This window comes from Falsiroseomonas sp. HW251 (assembly GCF_050563545.1).
In the GTDB taxonomy this organism is placed as follows: domain Bacteria; phylum Pseudomonadota; class Alphaproteobacteria; order Acetobacterales; family Acetobacteraceae; genus Falsiroseomonas.
Genome location: NZ_JBNXUM010000013.1, coordinates 51,587 through 69,610, shown reverse-complemented (window position 1 = coordinate 69,610; position 18,024 = coordinate 51,587). Strand labels below are relative to the sequence as shown.

Genomic DNA, 18,024 nt, shown 5'->3' with positions numbered 1-18,024 from the left:
CCACTCCCGCTCCACTTAGCCCTCCCCCGCCGTTGCGGAGGAGGGTTGGGAGGGGGCTGCTGCAACCTTTTCCCCTCGGCGCCTCCCGCTTCTCCCCGCGGTCGAGGCGCCGATCGCCGCCGCGCGACACCAGGCGCGGCGGCACACGGGGCGGGTGGCGCGGGTCCGCGATGCGGATCCCCACCCGCCCCGACCACTTCGCCCGCCGCCAACCCCGACACGGGCCGGCCGGGCCTCAGCGCCGCGATCGTCGCCCCACCAGGCCAACGACGACCGCGCCGCATCCAGCGCAACACGACAGACAGGGACACCCCATGCCCACGACCACCCAGATCGACGCCGTCTTCACCACGCAGTTCCAGTCCGAGGTGAAGGAGGCCTATCAGCGCCAGGGCTCCAAGCTGCGCCCGACCGTGCGCAGCAAGACCGGCGTGACCGGCACCTCGACGCACTTCCCGAAAGTCGGCAAGGGCACGGCCGCGGCGAAGACGCGCAACGGCACCGTGCCGGTGATGAACCTCGAGCATGCGCAGGTCGAGTGCATCCTGCAGGACTACTATGCCGGCGACTGGGTCGACCGGCTCGACGAGCTCAAGACCGACATCGACGAGCGCAGCGTGATCGCCAATGCCGGCGCCTATGCGCTTGGCCGCAAGACCGACGAGCTGATCATCGCCGCCTTCGACAGCGGCACGAAGGAGGCGATCGGCACGGCGTCGGGCACCACCGACAGCGATGGCCTGACCAAGGCGAAGGTGCTGCTCGCCTTCGAGATGCTGGGCGCCGCCGACGTCCCCGACGACGGCAACCGCTTCGCGGTCGTGGGCTGGAAGCAGTGGAGCCAGCTGCTGCAGATCGACGAGTTCGCGTCGTCCGACTACGTCGGCGCCGACGAGCTGCCCTGGCGCGGCACGCAGGCCAAGCGCTGGCTCGGCGCGCTGTGGATGCCGCATTCCGGCCTGACCAAGTCGGGGTCGCTGCGCTACTGCTACTTTTACCACAAGACCGCGCTCGGCCACGCCGCCGCGGCCGAGGTGCAGACCGACGTCACCTGGCACGGCGACCGCGCCGCGCATTTCGTCGCCAACATGATGAGCCAGGGCGCGGTGCTGGTAGACGACACCGGCGTCGTGCGGATGCGCGCGGCCGAATAGCTGCGGATGCGCGCCTTCGAATAGCGGGCGCATCCCCCTCCGACCCTCCTTCACTTCCCCCTCCCCCGCAGTTGCGGGGGAGGGATGGGGAGGGGGCCGGAAGACAAGCGCCCGCTGATTCTCGCACCCCCACCCAACCCTCCCCCGCTTGCGGGGGAGGGCTTCTTGCGCGGAACCCCCTCATGTCCCTCACCGCCCTCGCGCTCTGCTCGCGCGCGTTGCTGCGTCTCGGCGCGCAGCCCATCGCCTCGCTGACCGAGGGCACCGCCGAGGCCGAGGTCGCCGCCAATCTCTATCCCGGCATCCGCGACGCGCTGCTCTCCGCCCATCCCTGGAGCTTCGCCACCGGCCAGGCCGCGCTCGCGAAGCTCTCCGCCGCGCCCGTGGCCGATTTCGCGTCCGCCTTTCAGCTGCCGCCCGGCTTCCTCCGCGTGCTGTCGGCCGGCGGCGCCGGCCGCGGGCAGGGCATCGCATACCGCCTCCATGAAGGCCGCCTGCATGCCGACGCCGACCAGGTCACGCTGACCTATGTCTTCCGCCCGGACGAGAGCAGCTTTCCCGCCTTCTTCGCCGCCGCCCTCGTCGCGCGCCTGGCCGCGGAGTTCTGCCTGCCGCTGACGGAAAGCGCGACGCGCGCCGAGGTACTGTTCCGCCTCTCCGAGCAGGAGCTGCGCGCCGCGCGCCTGACCGACAGCCAGCAGGACACGCCGCGCGCGATCGACAGCTTCCCCCTGGTGGAGGTGAGGCGCTGATGCCCTCTGCCACCCGACGCCTCAAGACCAGCTTCGCCGCCGGCGAGCTCGCGCCCGAGCTGCTCGGCCGCGGCGACCTCCGTGCCTTCGAGAACGGCGCGCGCCGCCTGCGCAACGTCGTCATCCAGCCCACCGGCGGCGTCGCGCGCCGCCCGGGCCTGCGCCATGTCGCGACGCTGGACGGCCCCGCGCGCCTGATCGCCTTCGAGTTCAACACCGAGCAGACCTACCTGCTGGTGCTGACCGCGGGCCGCATGCGCGTCTTCATGGGCGATGCCGAGGTCGCCTCCATCGCCTCGCCCTGGAACGGGTCGCATCTCGCGCAGCTCGCCTTCACGCAGAACGCCGACACGCTGCTGGTCTTCCATCCGGAATGGGGCCCGCAGCGCATCACGCGGACCAGCCACACCGACTGGACGATCGCCGACTTCCTCTTCACCCCGCCGCCCTTCCACGCCTTCCACCCCGGCACGTCGCTCACCCCGGGCGGCACCTACGGGACCATCGCGATCGCCGCCAGCGCACCGGTCTTCCAGCCCGGTCACCTCAACGCCTATGTCCGGCTGAACCAGCACCGCGTCATCATCCGCAGCATCTCCGATCCCTGGAACGCGACGGGCGATGTCGAGCAGCAGCTGCCCGACACCAACGCGACCACGGACTGGGACGAAGCGGCGTTCAGCTGGGCGCGCGGCTGGCCGGTCTGCGGCTGCTTCCACCAGGCGCGGCTCGCCATCGGCGGATCCCGCGACCTGCCGAACCGGCTCTGGCTGTCGCGCACCGGCGATCTCCCGAACTTCGATCCCGGCACTGGGCTGGACGACGAGGGCATCGAGTTCGCGCTGTTGTCCGACCAGGTGAACGCGATCCGCGGCCTCTTCGCCGGGCGCCACCTGCAGGTCTTCACCTCCGGCGCGGAATGGATGGTCAGCGGCGATCCCCTGACGCCGGGCTCGATCCAGCTCAACCGCCAGACCCGCGTCGGCAGCGCGGTGGACCGCATGGTCCCGCCGGTGGACGTGGACGGATCCACCGTCTTCGTCGCGCGCAGCGGCCGTTCGGTGACGGAGTTCGCCTACACCGATGTCGGCGACGCCTACCAGGCGAACGACCTGGCGTTGGTCGCGCGGCATCTCGTGAAGAAGCCGGTCTCGATGGCCTATGACCAGACGAGGCGCCTGCTGCACATCGCCATGGAGGATGGCGGCATCGGTACGCTGACGCTCTATCGCGCCGAGCAGGTGATCGCCTGGACGCGGCAGGAGACCGCGGGCGCCTTCCGCGCGCTCGCCGAGACCGAGGACAAGGTCTACGCCGTGGTCGAGCGCCTGGGCAAGTACCGGCTCGAGCGCTTCGACCCGACGATCGGCCTCGACGCCGGCCTGTCGGGGGATGCCGCGACGCCGCGCGACCAGTGGTCGGGGCTCGATCACCTCGAAGGCCAGGCGGTCGCGGTGCTGGCCGACGGCGCGCCGCGCGGCACGGCGACGGTCGCGGGCGGGCGCATCCTGCTCGATCCGCCGGCGACGGGCGTGCAGGCGGGCCTGTCCTTCGCCCATGTGATCGAGCCGCTGCCCGCGCAGCTCGCGACCGGGGCGGGCGTCGGCGCGGCGCCGCTGCGGCTGGTCTCGGTCACCTTCCGGCTGCTCGATACGCCGGCCTTCTCCGTGGATCTCGGCCGCGGCGCGCAGCCCGTGCCCTTCCGCCGCTTCGATACCGCGCTGCTGGACGCCGCGCCGCTGCCCTTCACCGGCGACGTCACGCTGCGCGCGCTGGGCTGGCGTCGCGATGCGCTGGCGCCGCTCTGGCGCGTGGAAGGCGACGCGCCGCTGCCGGTGACGCTGCTGTCCGTGACGACAAACACAAGGATGAATGATTGATGGCCCAGATCGCCCCCATAGCGACGCTGGTCGGCACCGGCATCTCGCTCTACGCGGCGTCGCGCCAGGCCTCGCAGCAGGCCGCGCAGGCGCAGAACCAGGCGGCCAACGCGCAGGCCGCGCAGCAGGCCGCCGCGCAGCAGCAGGCCGTGCAGCAGGCCGCCGACCAGCGCGCCCGCGACGCGCGGCTCGCCGGCACGCTCGCCTCGGCGCGCGCCAGGCTCGCGGCCGGGGGTGTCACGCCTGACGACGGCTCGGCCAAGGCGCTGACCGCCGGCATCGAGGGCGACGCCGCAGCATCGCAGGCGAGCTCCGACGCGGTCTTCGCCGCGCGGCTCGCTGCCGGGCGGCGCAGCCTGCTGACCGACAGCGGCTCGCTCACGCCCTGGCTGCGCGCGGGTAACGGCTTCGGCACGGCGCTGAGAAGCCTGCTGGACTGACGCCAGCCCCCTCCCCAGCCCTCCCCTGCAACAGCGGGGGAGGGAGCAAAAGCAGCAGGAGCTCCCCATGGCCGAGCACATCCGCATCGGCGACGTCACGCCGCGCGTGCAGTATGTCGGCGACGGCGTCCGGACCGACTTCCCCTTCCCCTTCCCGATCTTCGACGCCGAGGACCTGGAACTTCGCCTCGGCCCCGTGGTGATGACCGGCGGCTTCAGTGTCACCGGCGCCGGCGCCACGGAAGGCGGCCACGCCATCCTGTCCAGCCCGCCGGCCGCCGGCACCGCCGTCACGCTGCGCCGCCGCGTCACCGTCGCGCGCAACACCGATTTCCAGGACAACGGCCTGCTGCGCGCGCGCATCCTGAACGACGAGCTCGACCGCATCGTCGCCGTGCAGCAGGAACTGCGCGACGACGCCACCGCCGCGCTGCGCCAGGATCCCTCCGAGATCGGCGGGCGCATGACGGTCCCGCTGCGCCCGGCGCGCGCGAATCGGCTGCTCGGCTTCGATTCGAACGGCGATGCCGTGGTCTTCCCCCGCGATTCCGGCCTGGTCACCGCGCCCTATCCCGGCGCCGTACCCCGCACCGCCGAGGACAAGCTGGGCGAGCGGCTCTCCGCCCGCGACTTCGGGGCGCGCGGCGACAACGTCAGCGACGACGGTCCCGCCCTGCAGGCCGCGATGAACGCGGCGGCCGCGTCGGCCAAGACGCTGCTGCTGACGGAGGGCAGCTACCGCACGCTGAGCCCCCTGACCCTGCCGGGCGCCGCGGCGGGCCTCATCATGCGCGGCCGCATCGTCTATGCCGGCCCCGCCGGCCAGACGGCGCTGACCATCGGCGACGGCGGCACCGCGCGCAACGCCAACAAGATCGTCACCGGCCTGACCGTCGTGCGCGCCACGCAATCCGACTGGTCGAGCGAGGCCGATATCGGCGTCGTGCTGCGCAACTTTGACGCGTCCGTGGTCGAGGTGCGCGAGGTCACGGGCTTCACCATCGGCCTGCGCACGCTCGGCGACGGCCGCGGCTTCGAGGACTCGACCCTCTTCATGGGCCGCATGCTGAACAACAAGATCGGCCTCGACATTCACACCGCGACGGCCGGCGCCTGGAACACCTCGATCCGCTACTATGGCGGCCACTTCGCGGTCGGCAGCACGGTGAACGTCACGCAGGACCGCTTCGGCATCCGGCTCTCGGCCGAGCCTGGCGCCTATGTCGCGCACAACCGCCACATGTTCGACGCGCCGAATTTCGAGTTGAACGCGAGGGACAAGCCCATCACCGGCATTCCCTTCCTCTGCGAGGTGAACAGCCGCGCGATCATCGCGCGCGCGCTCCGCATGGAAGGCTGCACCGGCCCCGTCGCGCGCCACACCGCGGGCGCGCAGGACCATGTCTACGAAGTGGCCTGGGCCAGCCAGGGCTACCAGGTCGACATCGAGCACACCGCGACGGCGACCAGGCTCGGCGGCGCGGTGCGCGCGCTGCACCAGGCCGCGCCGCATCGGGAAGCGACGCGCGAGGTGGCGTCCGTGCCGAGCCTGCGCGCCGCCGCGATCCGCTGGAACACGACCGAGATCGGCTTCGAGAGGATGGCGGTGCTGTCCACCAACCCGATGGGCACGCCGACGACCCTGCCCGCGCTGGTCTTCCCCGCGCTCGACAGCTTCACCCTGACGAACCGCGGCGTGATCCTGGGCGGCGGCCGCGCGATCGGCTTCGTGGTGGACACCAGGCTCTGCAAGGATTTCGCGCTCGGCGTGGACGCCGACAGCCCGCGGCTGATGGTGATGACCTTCGACAGCGCGATGAACCTGATGGACGACGGCGCGGGGCAGCTCGTGCTCGCCTCCGGCCAGTCCATCCAGTGGAACGCGGCGACTCGCTGGTGGCAGGGTGCCGCGGACATGGAGGATTCGACGCTGACGCGGTTGCAGGCGATCCGCGTCGCACCGTCCGTGGGGTACGCGGTGATCGGCGTCGCACGCCTGGCCGACGATTACGAGCTGCGCGCCTTCCGCCTGATGTGCGACCCGCGCCATTCGCCGGCGCTGCTCTACGGCCTGCCCGACCTGCCGCATGGCAGGCGCGAGCTGATCGCCGAGCAGGCCTGGGATCCGCCCTCGATCGTGGCCGGCGGCAGCGCGCAGACCAACGTCTCCGTGCCCGGCGCGCGCCCCGGCGACTTCGTGCAGGCCGCCTATTCGCTCTCGACCTCCGGCGTCGTGTTCCTGTCGCAGATCGGCGCGCAGGACGTGGTGACGGTGACGGCCTGGAACCGCAGCGGCGGCGCGGTGGACCTCAACCCTGGCACGGTGCGCGTCAGGGTGCTGAAGGCATGACGCGCGCCCGCAAGCCCGCCCCGCCGGTCGTGTCCGCCGCCGTCGCACAGGCGCTCCACGATCTCGCGAAGGACCAGCTGGAGCAGGACTATCTCGGCTTCGTCTCCGGCAGCACCGACCAGGATCCCAAGGCCTATCTGCAGCGCATCGCCGCCGCCAACGCGGCACTGGAATCCCTCACCCTGCTGGCAGCGGTGAACACCCCTGCGGGCGAGGACGCCGATACCGGCGGCGAGGCGGAACTCGCCACCGCCCGCGCCGCGATCGCTGACGAGAACAAAACGTGACCACAATCCCGGCGGACCTCCTCGAATTCACCTGGGTCTGGAACCACCGCGCCGGGCTCGGCACGCCCGCCCTGCATCGGCGCGTGCTGCGCTGGCTGGAAGCCCGCCTGGACGAGCGCGACCATCGCCTGCTGCTCATGGCCTTCCGCGGCGCCGGCAAGTCCACCCTCGTCGGGCTGTTCTGCGCCTGGCGGCTCTATCGCGCGCCGGAGACGCGCATCCTGGTCATCGCCGCCGACCACGCACTGGCCACCCGCATGGTCGCGACGGTTCGCCGCATCCTGGCGCGCCACCCGCTCTGCGGCGCGCTGCTGCCGCGCGGCAATGACGGCTCCTGGGCGGCGGACCGCTTCACGGTGGAACGCCACGCCGTGCTGCGCGATGCGTCGATGCTCGCGGCCGGCATCGGCGGCAACATCACCGGCGCGCGGGCCGAGCTCATCGTCTGCGACGACGTCGAGGTCGCGGGCAATTGCGACAGCGACGCCAAGCGCGAGGAGCTGCGCGACCGCCTGACCGAGGCCGAGTTCGTCCTGGTCCCCGGCGGCACGGTGCTCTTCGTCGGCACGCCGCACACCGCCGACAGCCTATACGCGGAAGCCGAGGGCGCCTTCCTGGAAGGCTATCGCCGCCTGGTGCTGCCGCTGCTCGACGCCAACGGCCTCAGCATCTGGCCCGAGCGTTTCCCCGACGCGGAGGTCGCGGCGCTGCGCGCGCGTGTCGGCCCGTTGGCCTTCCAGCGGCAGATGCTGCTGCAGCCCGTGGCGGAGGACGCCGCGCGGCTCGATCCCGCGCTGATCGCGCATTACGCCGAGGAGCCGGAATACCGCGAAGCCAACGGACGCGGCGTGCTGACGCTCATGGGCCGGCGGCTGCTGTCGGGCGGCGCCTGGTGGGACCCGGCGCTCGGCCGGCCGGGCCGCGGCGACGCCTCCGTGCTCGCCGCGACCTATGTCGACGGCGACGGCCGGCACTACCTGCATCGCCTGGCCTATGTCACCCACGACCCCGAGGCGGCGGAGGACCCGGCGACCCAGCAATGCCGCGCCATCGCCGCGATCGCGCGCGACCTGCTGCTGCCGGTGGTGCGGATCGAGACCAACGGCATCGGCGCCTTCCTGCCGGGGCTGCTGCGGCAGGAGCTGTCGCGGATCGGCTTCAACTGCACGGTGAAGGAGATCGCGAGCCGCGCGCCGAAGGTGACCCGCATCCTCGGCGCGCTCGATCCCATCCTCGCGGCGCGGAAATTGTCCGCGCATGAGAGCGTCTTCCGCACGCGCTTCGCGCGGGAGATGGCGGCCTGGCGCCCGGATGCCGCGAGTGCCCGCGACGACGCGCTGGACGCGCTGGCAGGCTGCATCGCCGCCGAGCCCGTGCGGTTTCCGTCCCTGCCGCCGCGCGGGCCGCGGATGGACTGGCGGGGGGCAGGCTAGGGCTCAGTGGCCCGACCACGCCCGTCCTTCTCCCTCCCGCGCTGTCGCGGGGGAGGGATGGGGAGGGGGCCTGACGCGCTACACCGCCTTCTTCAGTATCTCGACGCCATGCCGCGCCTCGCCCGCCGGCGTGATCGCGTACCGCCCGTCCTCGCGCGTCCGCGCCAGGCCCATCGCAGTCAGCCTCTCCAGGCAGGGCCCGTCCTTCAGCCCGGGCGGACGCCCCGGCGCGCCGACCAGCGTCAGCCGGTGCAGCGCCGATCGGCAGCAGGTCTCGAGATAGGGCTCGTTCCACATGGTTCCGGCGCAGCGATGCGAGGCCGGAAGTTTGGTCCCCCCGGGCGCGGCTTCAAGCCGCCCGGCCCCAGAAGGAGTGAACATCATGGCCGCGGAAATCCCGCCCGCGCTGGTCTCCGCGCTGGCCGACGCGCCGCTGGCGCTGGTGCTGCTGTGGCTTGTGGTGCAGCTGCGCCGCGACCTCGCCACGCGGCCCGAGGCGCCGCCCGCCACGCCGCCGCCGTCCCCTTCGGCCGAGTCCCCGCGGGAGGAGCTGTCGGCCTTCAAGCTCGAGGTCGCGCGCACCTATGTGCCGCTGTCGCTGATCCGCGACCTCGACGCCCGGCTGACGCGCCAGCTCGGCCGGCTCGAGGAGAAGCTGGACGAGGTCAGCCGCGCCGCCACCGCCGCCGCCGCCGTCTCGGCCCAGCGCGTACCGCAGCGCATCGGCTTCGGCCTGCGCGGCGGGGAGGACGAGGAATGACGCATACGCTGACCGCGCCGCGCGTCGCCGGCGCGACCGACATCCTCGCGCTCACGCTCTGGGGCGAGGCCGCCGACCGCCCGGTCCGCGCGATCGAGGCCGTGGCAAGCGTGGTCATGACCCGCGTGCGGCTCGCCGCCGAGCCCGGCGGCCCCGCGCGATTCGGCTTCGGCGTGGCGGGCGTCTGCCGCGCGCCCTTCCAGTTCGCCTGCTGGCATCCCGGCCATCCGCGCCACCGCGCCATCGCCGAATTGTCCGACGGCGCCGATCTCGGATCCTGCCGGCGCATCGCCGCCCGCGCGGTGGCCGGCGCGCTGCCCGACCCCACCGGCGCCGCCACGCATTATCACGCGGAGGAATTGCTGCCGCGCTGGGCGCTCGGCCTCACGCCGACGGCGGAGATCGGCGGGCTTGTCTTCTACCGCCTGGTCGCGTGATACCGCGTCACATGGAGAAGCTGGTCTACACCCTGGTCCGCGGCGCCGAGTGGCGGGAGGCGGAGCGCGTGGGCGAATACCGCGGCAGCGCCGATGATGCGCGCGACGGCTTCCTGCATTTCTCGACCGCCGCGCAGGTCAGGGAAAGCGCGGCGAAGCACCGGCGCGGAGAGGCGGATCTCTGGCTGGTGGAGGCCGACGCCGCACGGCTGGGCGACGCGCTGAGGTGGGAACCGGCCAGCGGCGGGAAACGGCCGGGGCTGTTTCCGCATCTGTATGGCCCGCTGCCGATCGGCGCGGTGCTGTCCGCGACGCGGCTGGTGGTGAAGCCTGACGGCACTCACGACTTCCCCGCGGGCTTCTGAGCCGCGCGCTCGCTCATCACGCAGGCCAGCACCACCACCGCCGCGCCCGCCACCGTCGGCCAGCCCGGCAGGTAACCCCAGATCGCGAGGTCGAAGCCCACGCTCCACACCAGGCCGGAATAGCCGAAGGGCGCGAGCCGCGCGGCGTCGGCATGCCGGAAGGCCTCGGCCAGCACGGCGGTCGCGACGCCGACGATCACGCCATTCGCCACCATCAGCGCCAGCGCCGCGGCATCCGGCGTGCGCCAGTTCACCAGGCCTGGCACCAGCATCACCGCGACGCCGAGCACCGCCGGCCAGACCAGCACGCGGGCCAGCCCGACCTCGCTCCGCAGCGACCGGTTCAGCACGAAGACCAGCGCATAGCAGATCGTGCCGGCGAAGGCCCAGGCATAGCCCTCGATCCCGCCGGCGGCGCCGCCGAGCAGCCCCGGCGCCAGCCCCATCGCGACGCCAGCGAAGCCGACCGCCACCCATCCCCAGGCCGCGCGCGGCACGGTCTCCCCCGTCAGCCAGGGCGAGAAGGCCAGGATGAAGAAGGGCGAGGTGAAGAAAACGAGGTAGCCTTCGCTCAGCGGCAGGGCGCGGAAGGCCATGAAGAAGCAGCCCGCACTGCCCAGCATCGCCAGCGCGCGGGCGAGATGCGTGCGCTTGCGGCGCGTCGAGAGCACCCCGCCCCAGCCCGGCCGCACCGCGCGCAGCGCGAAGACGACGGCAAGGATGGTCACGAAGCGGACCAGCAGCACCTGCCAGACGACGTAGCCCTCGGCCAGCGTCTTGCTGATGGCGTCGAGCAGGCCGAACAGCCCGATGCCGAGGAGCATGTAGACCGGGCCTGCCATCGGCGGCCTGATTGGGGCCGCCCTGGCCCGCGGTCAACACGGCTTCCCATCCCGGCCATGACCGGGCACAAGGCGGCCTCGCCATGACCCCCCGCATCGCCTCCATCCTGATGCCGCTGATGCGCGGCGTGGACCCCGAGCGCGCGCACGACCTCGCGCTGCGCGCGCTGCGCTTCGGACTGGCCGGCGCGGACCGCACGCCGGACGATCCGATCCTGGCCTGCCGCGTGCTCGGCCATGACCTCCGCAACCCCATCGGGCTCGCCGCCGGCTTCGACAAGTCGGCCGTCGCGATCGGGCCGCTGATGAAGCTCGGCTTCGGCATCGTGGAGGCGGGATCCGTCACGCCGCGGCCGCAATTCGGCAACCCCAGGCCGCGGCTGTTCCGCCTGGTCGAGGACCGCGCGGTCATCAACCGCATGGGCATGAACAATGCGGGCATCGCACCCTTCCGCGCGCGCCTCGCCGCCCTGCCGCGGCCGCGCCCGGCGATGCTCGGCGTCAACATCGCGATCAACAAGGAAGGCGCGGCGCCGCTGCGCGACTATCCCATGCTCTATGCCGAGGTCGCGGCGCTGGCGGATTATGTCGCGATCAACATCTCCTCGCCCAACACGCCGGGCCTGCGCGACCTGCAGGGCGAGCGGCAGCTGCAGGACATCCTCGCCGCCATGGCCGAGACGCGCGCCGCGCAACAGGCGAAGCCGCCGATCCTGGTGAAGATCGCGCCCGACCTGTCGCCCGCCGCGCTGGAACCGATCGTCGAGGCCGTCGTCACGCATGGCATGGATGGCCTCATCGTCGGCAACACCACCATCACGCGGCCAGGCCTGCGCAGCGCTCATCGCAGCCAGGCCGGCGGGTTGTCCGGGCCACCGCTGAAGCATCTCGCGACCGACGTGCTGAAGCGCGTGGCGTCGCTGTCGAAGGGGCGCAACCTGACCCTGGTCGGCACCGGCGGCGTCGCGTCCGGCGCCGACGCGCTGGAAAAGCTGCGCGCGGGCGCGTCCTTCGTGCAGCTCTACGCGGCCTTTGCGTATGACGGGCCGGCGCTGATCTCGCGCATCAGGCGCGAGCTCGCGGCGCTGCTGCGGCGCGACGGCGTGCGCAACGTCGCGGACATCGTGGGGGCGGACATCCGTTGAAGATCCTTCAGGGCATCGCGCCGCTCGCGGACCGCTATGACGGCTTCGTCTTCGACCTCTGGGGCGTCGTGCATGACGGCCGCAAACCCTATCCCGGGGTCGCGCATGCCCTCGGAGAACTCCGGGCGCGCGGCAAGGGCGTGGTGTTCCTGTCCAACGCGCCGCGGCGGTCGCATGTCGTCGATCGCCTGCTGACCAACATGGGCCTCGACCGCGGCCTCTGGGACGCGATCGTGACCTCAGGCGAGCTCGCCTGGCGCGCGCTGCGCGACCGATCGACGCTCGGCTACGGCCGCCGCGCGCTGCATATCGGGCCCGAACGCGATCTCTCGACGATCGAGGAGCTCGACATCGAGCTGACCGCCGATCCCGCCGCCGCGGAATGGGTGCTGAACACCGGCCCCGATCCCGAACGCGGCAATGGCGCGGTCGCGCCCTATCGGCCCATGCTGGAAGCCTGCGCGCACCGCGGCCTGCCGATGCTCTGCGTCAATCCCGACCGCTTCGTCATGGTGGGCGAGAGCCGCGTGATCTGCGCCGGCGCGCTGGCGGACCTGTATGTGGAACTCGGCGGCCCGCGCGCGACGGAGATCGGCAAGCCCGACCCCGCGGTCTATCCGCCGGTGATGGAGGCGCTCGGCCTGCACGACGTCGCGCGCGTGGTCGCGATCGGCGACAGCCCGCACACCGACCTCGCCGGCGCGCAGGCCGCGGGGATCGACGCGGTCTGGGCGCTGACGGGCCTGGCGGCCCACGCGCATGGCGAGGCGCCGGATCCCGCGGAACTCGCGCGCGTCGCGGCGGAAGAAGGCGTTACGCCGATCGCCGCGCTGTCGGAACTGCGGTGGTGAACGACGCCGCAGCCAGGCCGCGTCCGCCGGTCTGGCTGCTGGTCGCGATGATCGGCATCGGACCGTTCACCATGCAGGTCGTGGTGCCGTCGCTGCCCGCGATCGGTCGCGACCTCGGCGCCGGCATCGCGACGGTGCAGCTGATCGTCACGCTCTATCTCGTCGCGGTCGGGGTGGGGCAGCTGATCTACGGGCCGCTGTCGGATCGCTTCGGGCGGCGGCCGCTGCTGATGGGCGGGCTTGCGGTCTATGCGGTGGCGAGCCTGGCGGCCGCCGTCGCGCCGGGCATCGGCAGCCTGATCCTGGCGCGGCTGGTGCAGGCGGTCGGCGCCTGCGCCGGCGTCGTGCTGGCGCGCGCGGTGATCCGCGACGTCTGGCCGCGCGACCAGGCGGCGTCGGTGCTCGGCTACGTCACCATGGGCATGACCGTCGCGCCGATGGTCGCCCCCGTGATCGGCAGCCTGCTTGAGCTCTGGTTCGGCTGGCGCGCGATCCTGCTGTCCTGCCTGGCCTTCGCGATCCCGCTCGCAATCGTGGCTGCGCGCCGCCTGCCGGAGACGCTGCCAGCGCCTCAGCACCTGCCGGGCATCGCGGCGATGCTCGGCGCCTATCGCGGGCTGTGGGCGATCGCGGCCTTCCGCACCCATGCTGCGGTGCTGGGCTGCGCGTCGGGCGTGTTCTTCGCCTTCCTTGGCGGCGCGCCCTTCGTGGTGGTGCAGGGCATGGGCTACTCCGCCGTGACCTTCGGGGGCGCCTTCGCGCTGCTGTCCGCCTGCTTCGCCGCCGGCAGCTGGGTCGCGGGTCGGGAGGCGGTGCGGCTCGGCACGCTGCGTCTGATGGGCATCGGCGTGGCGATGAACGGCATCGGCGCGGGAATGGCGGTGCTGGCCGTGCTGGCGCTGCCGCCGCACCTGCTGACGTTCTTCGTCCCGATGGCGCTGGTGGCGATCGGCAACGGCATGCTGCAACCCCCTGCCTTCGCCGGCGCGCTCAGCGCCCGGCCGCAACTCGCCGGCACGGCCTCGGCGCTGGTGGGATCGCTGCAGATGCTGTCGGGCGCGGCCCTGTCCTTCACGGTGGGCCTGGTCGAGGGCGGCGCCGGCATCGGCACGGCGCTGGTCATGGCCGGCGCCAGCATCGGCGCGTGGCTCGCGCTGCGCGGCGTGCGGCGCGCGGTGGGTGGGTGATCCTGGGGAGGGCGCTGCCCAACCACTCACCGGCTCGCCTGCTCGCTCGGGCGGCGGATCAGCACGCTGACCGGCGCGATGACGACGCCGCGTTCCTCGAGCCCCGCGCTCCAGGCCGAGATGGCGGCCACGACGCTCGGCACCGGGTCGTTCGCCAGGCCGAGCGCGGAGCCCTGGCTGCGCGCCAGCGCCTCCAGCCCCGCAAGGCGGCGTTCCACTTCCGCGCGCACGGCGGAGGGCTCGTCGAGCAGCACGTCCACGCTGCGGCCGAAGGCGCGCGCGGGCGTCGGCGCGCCAGGGCGCGGATCGACATACAGCAGGCCGCGCTGGGTCAGCTGCTGCTGCAGCGCGCCCAGCAGCTCCGCATTCGCGGCGTAGCGCTCGCCGCGCATGCCGCCCAGGCCGCCGATCGCGCCGACCTGGCCCTGGATGCGCGACAGCGCCCAGTCCAGCCGATCCATGTTCTCGTTCAGCGTCAGCGTCGTCAGCAGCGCGCGGTCGCCGGGATCGGCGGCCTGGCCATAGCCCTGGGGCTCGAGCGGCAGCGCGATCAGCACTTCCATCCCGCGCGCCCGCGCGCGGTCCAGCATCGCCTCGGGCCGCAGCGCATAGGGGCTGACGGCGAGCGTGATCGCGCCGGGCAGGCGCCGGATCGCGTCGTCGGAATGCTGCGCGAAGAGACCGATGTTGTTGACGATGACGCCCACGCGCGGGCGCTGGTCGCCGCGGTCGAAGGCGCGGGCATAGGCGCGGATCGAGCTGCGGTTGTCCGGCCCGAGGCGCGGGATGTCGCCATGCCGCGAGCGTTCGAGAAGCTGCGGGTCGGGCGGCGCGATGACTGGGCTCGCGTCGCTGCGCGGCGTCGCGGCGGCCGAAAGCGGCGGCGGCTCCGGCGCAACGGGGGTGCCGGCGGGGGCGGGCGGCGGCGGCGTCGGTGCGGCGGCCTGCGGGGGCGGTGCGGGCGCCGGTGCCGGAGCGGCGGCCGGGGCAGCCGGCGCTTCCGCCACGACCGGCGCGGCCGGTGGGCCGAGCCAGGCCAGCGTCCCCGCGCCGCCCGCGAGCAGCGCGGTCACCGCGGCCCAGAACAGGCCGAGGGCGCGCCACCCGCGCATCCGGAAGAGCTCTCCTAGCGTTGGGCGCGCCGCTGCGGGCCGCCTTGGCCGGCCTGCGCCGAGGCCAGGTTGCGCAGGAACTGCACGGCCTGCTGCAGCTGGTGGTCGGTCTCGGGCTTGGTCGGATCGAAGGCCGGCGCGTTCTCCGCCGGGGCGCGCACCACGCGGTCGGCGACGCCGTTCGGCAGGTTCAGCGGCGGCGGCGCGGCCTGGGGCTGCTGCTGCTGCTGCGACGCCTGCCCGTCGTTGCGCAGCGCGCGGCGGAGGTCGGCCTCGCGGTCGCGCTGCGGCGCGTTGGGGTCGGGGCGCTGGGCCAGCACCTCGATGTCGGGCTCGATCCCCGTGGCCTGGATCGAGCGGCCCGACGGCGTGTAGTAACGCGCGGTCGTCAGGCGGATCGCGCCGTTGCCGGGGATCGGCATCACGGTCTGCACGCTGCCCTTGCCGAAGCTCTTGGTGCCCATCACCACGGCACGCCGATGGTCCTGCAGCGCGCCGGCCACGATCTCGCTCGCGCTTGCGGAGCCGGAGTTGATCAGGACGACCATCGGCAGGCCCTGCGCGATGTCGCCGGACCGCGCGTTCCAGCGCTGCGCGTCCTCGTTCCGACGCGCGCGCGTGCTGACGATCTCGCCCTGGTCGAGGAAGTCGTCGGCGACCTGCACCGCCTGGTCGAGCAGCCCGCCCGGGTTGTTGCGGAGGTCGAGGATCAGGCCGCGCAGGTTGCCGCCGGCCTGCTGGCGCATCGCCGCGACGGCGCGGCGCAGCGCGGCCTCGGTCTGCTCGTTGAAGGCGGAGAGGCGGACATAGGCGATGTCGTTGCCTTCGAGGCGGAACCGCGCGACCTGCGGGCGGATCACGTCGCGCTGCAGCGCGAGCTCGATCGGCGCGCGCTCGCCTTCGCGGCGGATGGTCAGGCGGATGGTCGTGCCGCGCTCGCCGCGCATCTGCTCGACCGCTTCCTGCAGGGTCAGGCCCTGGGTGGATTGGCCGTTGATGTGGGTGACGAGGTCGCCGGGGCGCACGCCGGCACGCGCGGCGGGCGTGTCGTCGATTGGGGAGATGACCTTGACGTAGCCGCCTTCCTGCGTGACCTCGATGCCGAGGCCGCCGAACTCGCCGCGCGTCTGCACCTGCATGTCGCGGAAGCTGCGCGGGTTCATGTAGGAGCTGTGGGGATCGAGGCCCTGAAGCATCCCGTTGATCGCGTTCTCGATGACGTCGCGGTCGTTCACGGGCTCAACGTATTCCGCGCGGATGCGCTCGAACACGTCGCCGAAGAGGTTGAGCAGCCGATAGGTCTCGGCGCGGCCGCCATCCTGGGCGAAGGCCTGGAAGGTCGGCAGGGCGATGATCGGGCCGATCACGGCGCCGGCCATGAAGGCGGCGGCGACCGCGCCGACGCTGCGCAGGCGGCGCTTGCGGTCGCCAGGCGCCGGCGGCTCGGCGGGGCTGTCCGTCACCTGGCCGACGCTCGGCAGCCTGCCGCTGCGCTCCGTGCCGTTGTTCATGCCCATGCGATCACCCGATCTCCTGGCCGGAAGCCGCGGCCGCTGGAAGTTCCCGTTGCAGGGGGCCCCTTATGCCCCGGCCGTGTAACCCGCATATTTCCCCAAACCGGCCCGCCGACGCGAGTCCCAGAAAGCCCTCTCCACCCGCAGGGGGGAGAGGGTTGGGTGAGGGGGGCGTGCAGGATGATGAGCGCGCCCCTTTTCCTCGCCGTCCCCGTCACCCCACCCTCTCCCGCATTGAAGGGGAGAGGGCCCAAGCGCCCCTCTAGCTCCGCGCGGCGAACCAGGGCCGCGGGTCCACCGCCTGGCCGTTGCGCCTGAGCTCCACATAGAGCGAAGCGCCCTGGCCGCCAGAGGCCGACAGCACGCCGACCGGCTCGCCGGCCAGCAGCCTCTGCCCCGCCGAGGTGTCAAGGCGATCGAGCCCGGCGAGGACAAAATGGTACCCCCCGCCGCAATCCACAATCAACAGCAGGCCGTAGGAGCGGAACGGCGCGGCATAGACCGCACGCCCCGCACAGGGCGAGACGACCCGCGCGCCGGGGGCGGCCGCGAAGGTCAGGCCGCGATGCGTGCCGCCCGCCCCCTGGTCGCCCCAGCCCTGGGAGACGCGGCCGGCCACCGGCAGCACCCGCCCGCCCGCGACGGCGGGGAGAGAAGCTTCCTGCCGGCGGGCGCTGTCGGCGCGCTGGCGCGACCGCTCCTGCTCGGCGAGCTGGCGCTCCCGCGCCTCTTCCGCCCGCCGGCGCGCCTCCTCCGCCGCGCGGGCGGCGGCGTTCGCGCGCTCCTCGGCCTCGCGCCGGAAGCGCTCGCGCTCCAGCCGCTGGAGCATGTCGGCGAGGTCGCGGGCCTGCGCCGCCGCGGCCTGGGCACGATCGGCGGCCTGGTCCTCCGCCGCCTCCGCCGCGGCGCGGCGACGGCGGGCCTCGGCGAGCTCGGCATCAAGGCGCACCTCGGCCTCCCGCGCCTGGCGCTCGGCGGCGGCGAGCGACGCGGCCTCGCGCTCGGCCGTCGCCTGGGCCTGGGCAGCATCCAGCTGCGCCTCCCGCAGCGCGGCCGCCTCCTCCTCGAGCCGGCGGACCATGCCGCGCAACACCAGCGCGCCGCGCAGGGCTTCCTCGGGGTCGGCGGGCACGGCGAGCACCGTCTCGGCCGGCCAAAGCGACAGCCTCACCATTACCGGCAAGAGGGGCCTCAGCGCCTCGGCCCGCGCGCGGACCTCGGCCGTCGCGCCATCGCCCATACGGCGCGCGGCGGCGACCCTCGCCCGGGCGGCGGCGACCTCGGCCTCGGCGTCCTGCGCGCGCCTGGCGGCCTCGACCCGCTGGCCCGCCAGGCGCACCTCCTCCTCCGCCCGGCGCCGGACCTCGGCCGCGGCGTCCTGCGCGGCCTGACGCTGCTCCCGCGCGACCCGCTCCGCGTCCCTCAACTCCCGGGGCGACTGGGCCATCGCTGCCGCCGGGACGACGAGGAGCGCTGCCGCGAGGAAGGTCGCCAGGGGGCTCCGCCCCCTGACCC

Annotated in this window: 18 protein-coding genes; 13 read left to right on the top strand and 5 right to left on the bottom strand. The window is 73.3% G+C overall.

Annotation, left to right across the window (positions count from 1 at the left end):
* Positions 1-314 precede the first annotated feature (314 nt).
* The 7 genes from ACLF3M_RS16885 to terL all read left to right on the top strand — a co-directional run bounded on the left by ACLF3M_RS16885 (position 315) and on the right by terL (position 8,296).
* The gene (locus ACLF3M_RS16885) at positions 315-1,154 is read left to right on the top strand and encodes a phage capsid protein (protein WP_430658124.1); all 840 of its coding nucleotides are present in this window, start codon (positions 315-317) and stop codon (positions 1,152-1,154) included.
* Positions 1,155-1,336: 182 nt separating this feature from the next.
* Positions 1,337-1,906 (top strand): hypothetical protein, encoded by a 570-nt coding sequence (locus ACLF3M_RS16880; protein WP_430658123.1) that lies wholly within the window; start codon positions 1,337-1,339, stop codon positions 1,904-1,906.
* The gene (locus ACLF3M_RS16875) at positions 1,906-3,786 is read left to right on the top strand and encodes a hypothetical protein (RefSeq protein ID WP_430658122.1); all 1,881 of its coding nucleotides are present in this window, start codon (positions 1,906-1,908) and stop codon (positions 3,784-3,786) included. Before ACLF3M_RS16880 ends, ACLF3M_RS16875 begins: the two co-directional genes overlap by 1 nt.
* Entirely contained in the window at positions 3,786-4,226 is a 441-nt protein-coding gene (locus ACLF3M_RS16870) for a hypothetical protein (RefSeq protein WP_430658121.1), read from the top strand. Before ACLF3M_RS16875 ends, ACLF3M_RS16870 begins: the two co-directional genes overlap by 1 nt.
* Positions 4,227-4,293: 67 nt before the next feature.
* The gene (locus tag ACLF3M_RS16865) at positions 4,294-6,576 is read left to right on the top strand and encodes a phage tail fiber protein (RefSeq protein WP_430658120.1); all 2,283 of its coding nucleotides are present in this window, start codon (positions 4,294-4,296) and stop codon (positions 6,574-6,576) included.
* A complete protein-coding gene (locus ACLF3M_RS16860) occupies positions 6,573-6,863 on the top strand; it encodes a hypothetical protein (protein WP_430658119.1) in 291 nt (96 codons plus the stop codon). The genes ACLF3M_RS16865 and ACLF3M_RS16860 overlap by 4 nt, the downstream gene beginning before the upstream one ends.
* Positions 6,860-8,296 (top strand): phage terminase large subunit, encoded by a 1,437-nt coding sequence (terL, locus tag ACLF3M_RS16855; RefSeq protein WP_430658118.1) that lies wholly within the window; start codon positions 6,860-6,862, stop codon positions 8,294-8,296. Before ACLF3M_RS16860 ends, terL begins: the two co-directional genes overlap by 4 nt.
* Positions 8,297-8,374: 78 nt before the next feature.
* On the opposite strand, the gene ACLF3M_RS16850 is transcribed toward terL, so the two are convergent.
* Positions 8,375-8,593 (bottom strand): hypothetical protein, encoded by a 219-nt coding sequence (locus ACLF3M_RS16850; protein ID WP_430658117.1) that lies wholly within the window; start codon positions 8,591-8,593, stop codon positions 8,375-8,377.
* Between the two features lie 85 nt (positions 8,594-8,678).
* Here ACLF3M_RS16850 and ACLF3M_RS16845 point away from each other — a divergent pair, with 85 nt between their 5' ends.
* Genes ACLF3M_RS16845 through ACLF3M_RS16835 form a run of 3 tightly spaced genes read left to right on the top strand, consistent with a single transcriptional unit; the run spans position 8,679 to position 9,858 of the window.
* Positions 8,679-9,056 (top strand): hypothetical protein, encoded by a 378-nt coding sequence (locus ACLF3M_RS16845; RefSeq protein ID WP_430658116.1) that lies wholly within the window; start codon positions 8,679-8,681, stop codon positions 9,054-9,056.
* The gene (locus ACLF3M_RS16840) at positions 9,053-9,493 is read left to right on the top strand and encodes a cell wall hydrolase (protein WP_430658115.1); all 441 of its coding nucleotides are present in this window, start codon (positions 9,053-9,055) and stop codon (positions 9,491-9,493) included. The genes ACLF3M_RS16845 and ACLF3M_RS16840 overlap by 4 nt, the downstream gene beginning before the upstream one ends.
* Positions 9,494-9,504: 11 nt before the next feature.
* The gene (locus ACLF3M_RS16835; protein WP_430658114.1) at positions 9,505-9,858 is read left to right on the top strand and encodes a DUF952 domain-containing protein; all 354 of its coding nucleotides are present in this window, start codon (positions 9,505-9,507) and stop codon (positions 9,856-9,858) included.
* Here ACLF3M_RS16835 and ACLF3M_RS16830 read toward each other — a convergent pair.
* Positions 9,834-10,700 (bottom strand): DMT family transporter, encoded by an 867-nt coding sequence (locus tag ACLF3M_RS16830; RefSeq protein WP_430658113.1) that lies wholly within the window; start codon positions 10,698-10,700, stop codon positions 9,834-9,836. The genes ACLF3M_RS16835 and ACLF3M_RS16830 overlap by 25 nt on opposite strands.
* Before the next feature lie 83 nt (positions 10,701-10,783).
* On the opposite strand from ACLF3M_RS16830, the gene ACLF3M_RS16825 reads away from it, so the two are divergent.
* Genes ACLF3M_RS16825 through ACLF3M_RS16815 form a run of 3 tightly spaced genes read left to right on the top strand, consistent with a single transcriptional unit; the run spans position 10,784 to position 13,883 of the window.
* Positions 10,784-11,845, top strand: coding sequence for a quinone-dependent dihydroorotate dehydrogenase (locus tag ACLF3M_RS16825; protein ID WP_430658112.1), 1,062 nt, complete (start codon positions 10,784-10,786; stop codon positions 11,843-11,845).
* Positions 11,842-12,696, top strand: a complete 855-nt coding sequence (locus ACLF3M_RS16820; protein ID WP_430658111.1) for a TIGR01459 family HAD-type hydrolase — start codon at positions 11,842-11,844, stop codon at positions 12,694-12,696. Before ACLF3M_RS16825 ends, ACLF3M_RS16820 begins: the two co-directional genes overlap by 4 nt.
* Positions 12,693-13,883 carry a multidrug effflux MFS transporter gene (locus tag ACLF3M_RS16815; RefSeq protein WP_430658110.1) on the top strand — a complete coding sequence of 397 codons (1,191 nt, stop codon included), beginning with the start codon at positions 12,693-12,695 and terminating at the stop codon, positions 13,881-13,883. The genes ACLF3M_RS16820 and ACLF3M_RS16815 overlap by 4 nt, the downstream gene beginning before the upstream one ends.
* A gap of 26 nt (positions 13,884-13,909) precedes the next feature.
* Here ACLF3M_RS16815 and ACLF3M_RS16810 read toward each other — a convergent pair whose 3' ends face one another.
* From ACLF3M_RS16810 to ACLF3M_RS16800, 3 genes are all read right to left on the bottom strand, one after another.
* Complete coding sequence (locus tag ACLF3M_RS16810; protein WP_430658109.1) at positions 13,910-14,995, bottom strand: divergent polysaccharide deacetylase family protein; 1,086 nt, start codon at positions 14,993-14,995, stop codon at positions 13,910-13,912.
* A 14-nt stretch (positions 14,996-15,009) separates the two neighbouring features.
* Entirely contained in the window at positions 15,010-16,512 is a 1,503-nt protein-coding gene (locus ACLF3M_RS16805) for a S41 family peptidase (RefSeq protein ID WP_430658108.1), read from the bottom strand.
* 259 nt (positions 16,513-16,771) lie between these two features.
* On the bottom strand, positions 16,772-17,956 hold the full coding sequence (locus ACLF3M_RS16800; protein ID WP_430658107.1) for a murein hydrolase activator EnvC family protein: 1,185 nt from the start codon (positions 17,954-17,956) through the stop codon (positions 16,772-16,774).
* Positions 17,957-18,024: the final 68 nt, after the last annotated feature.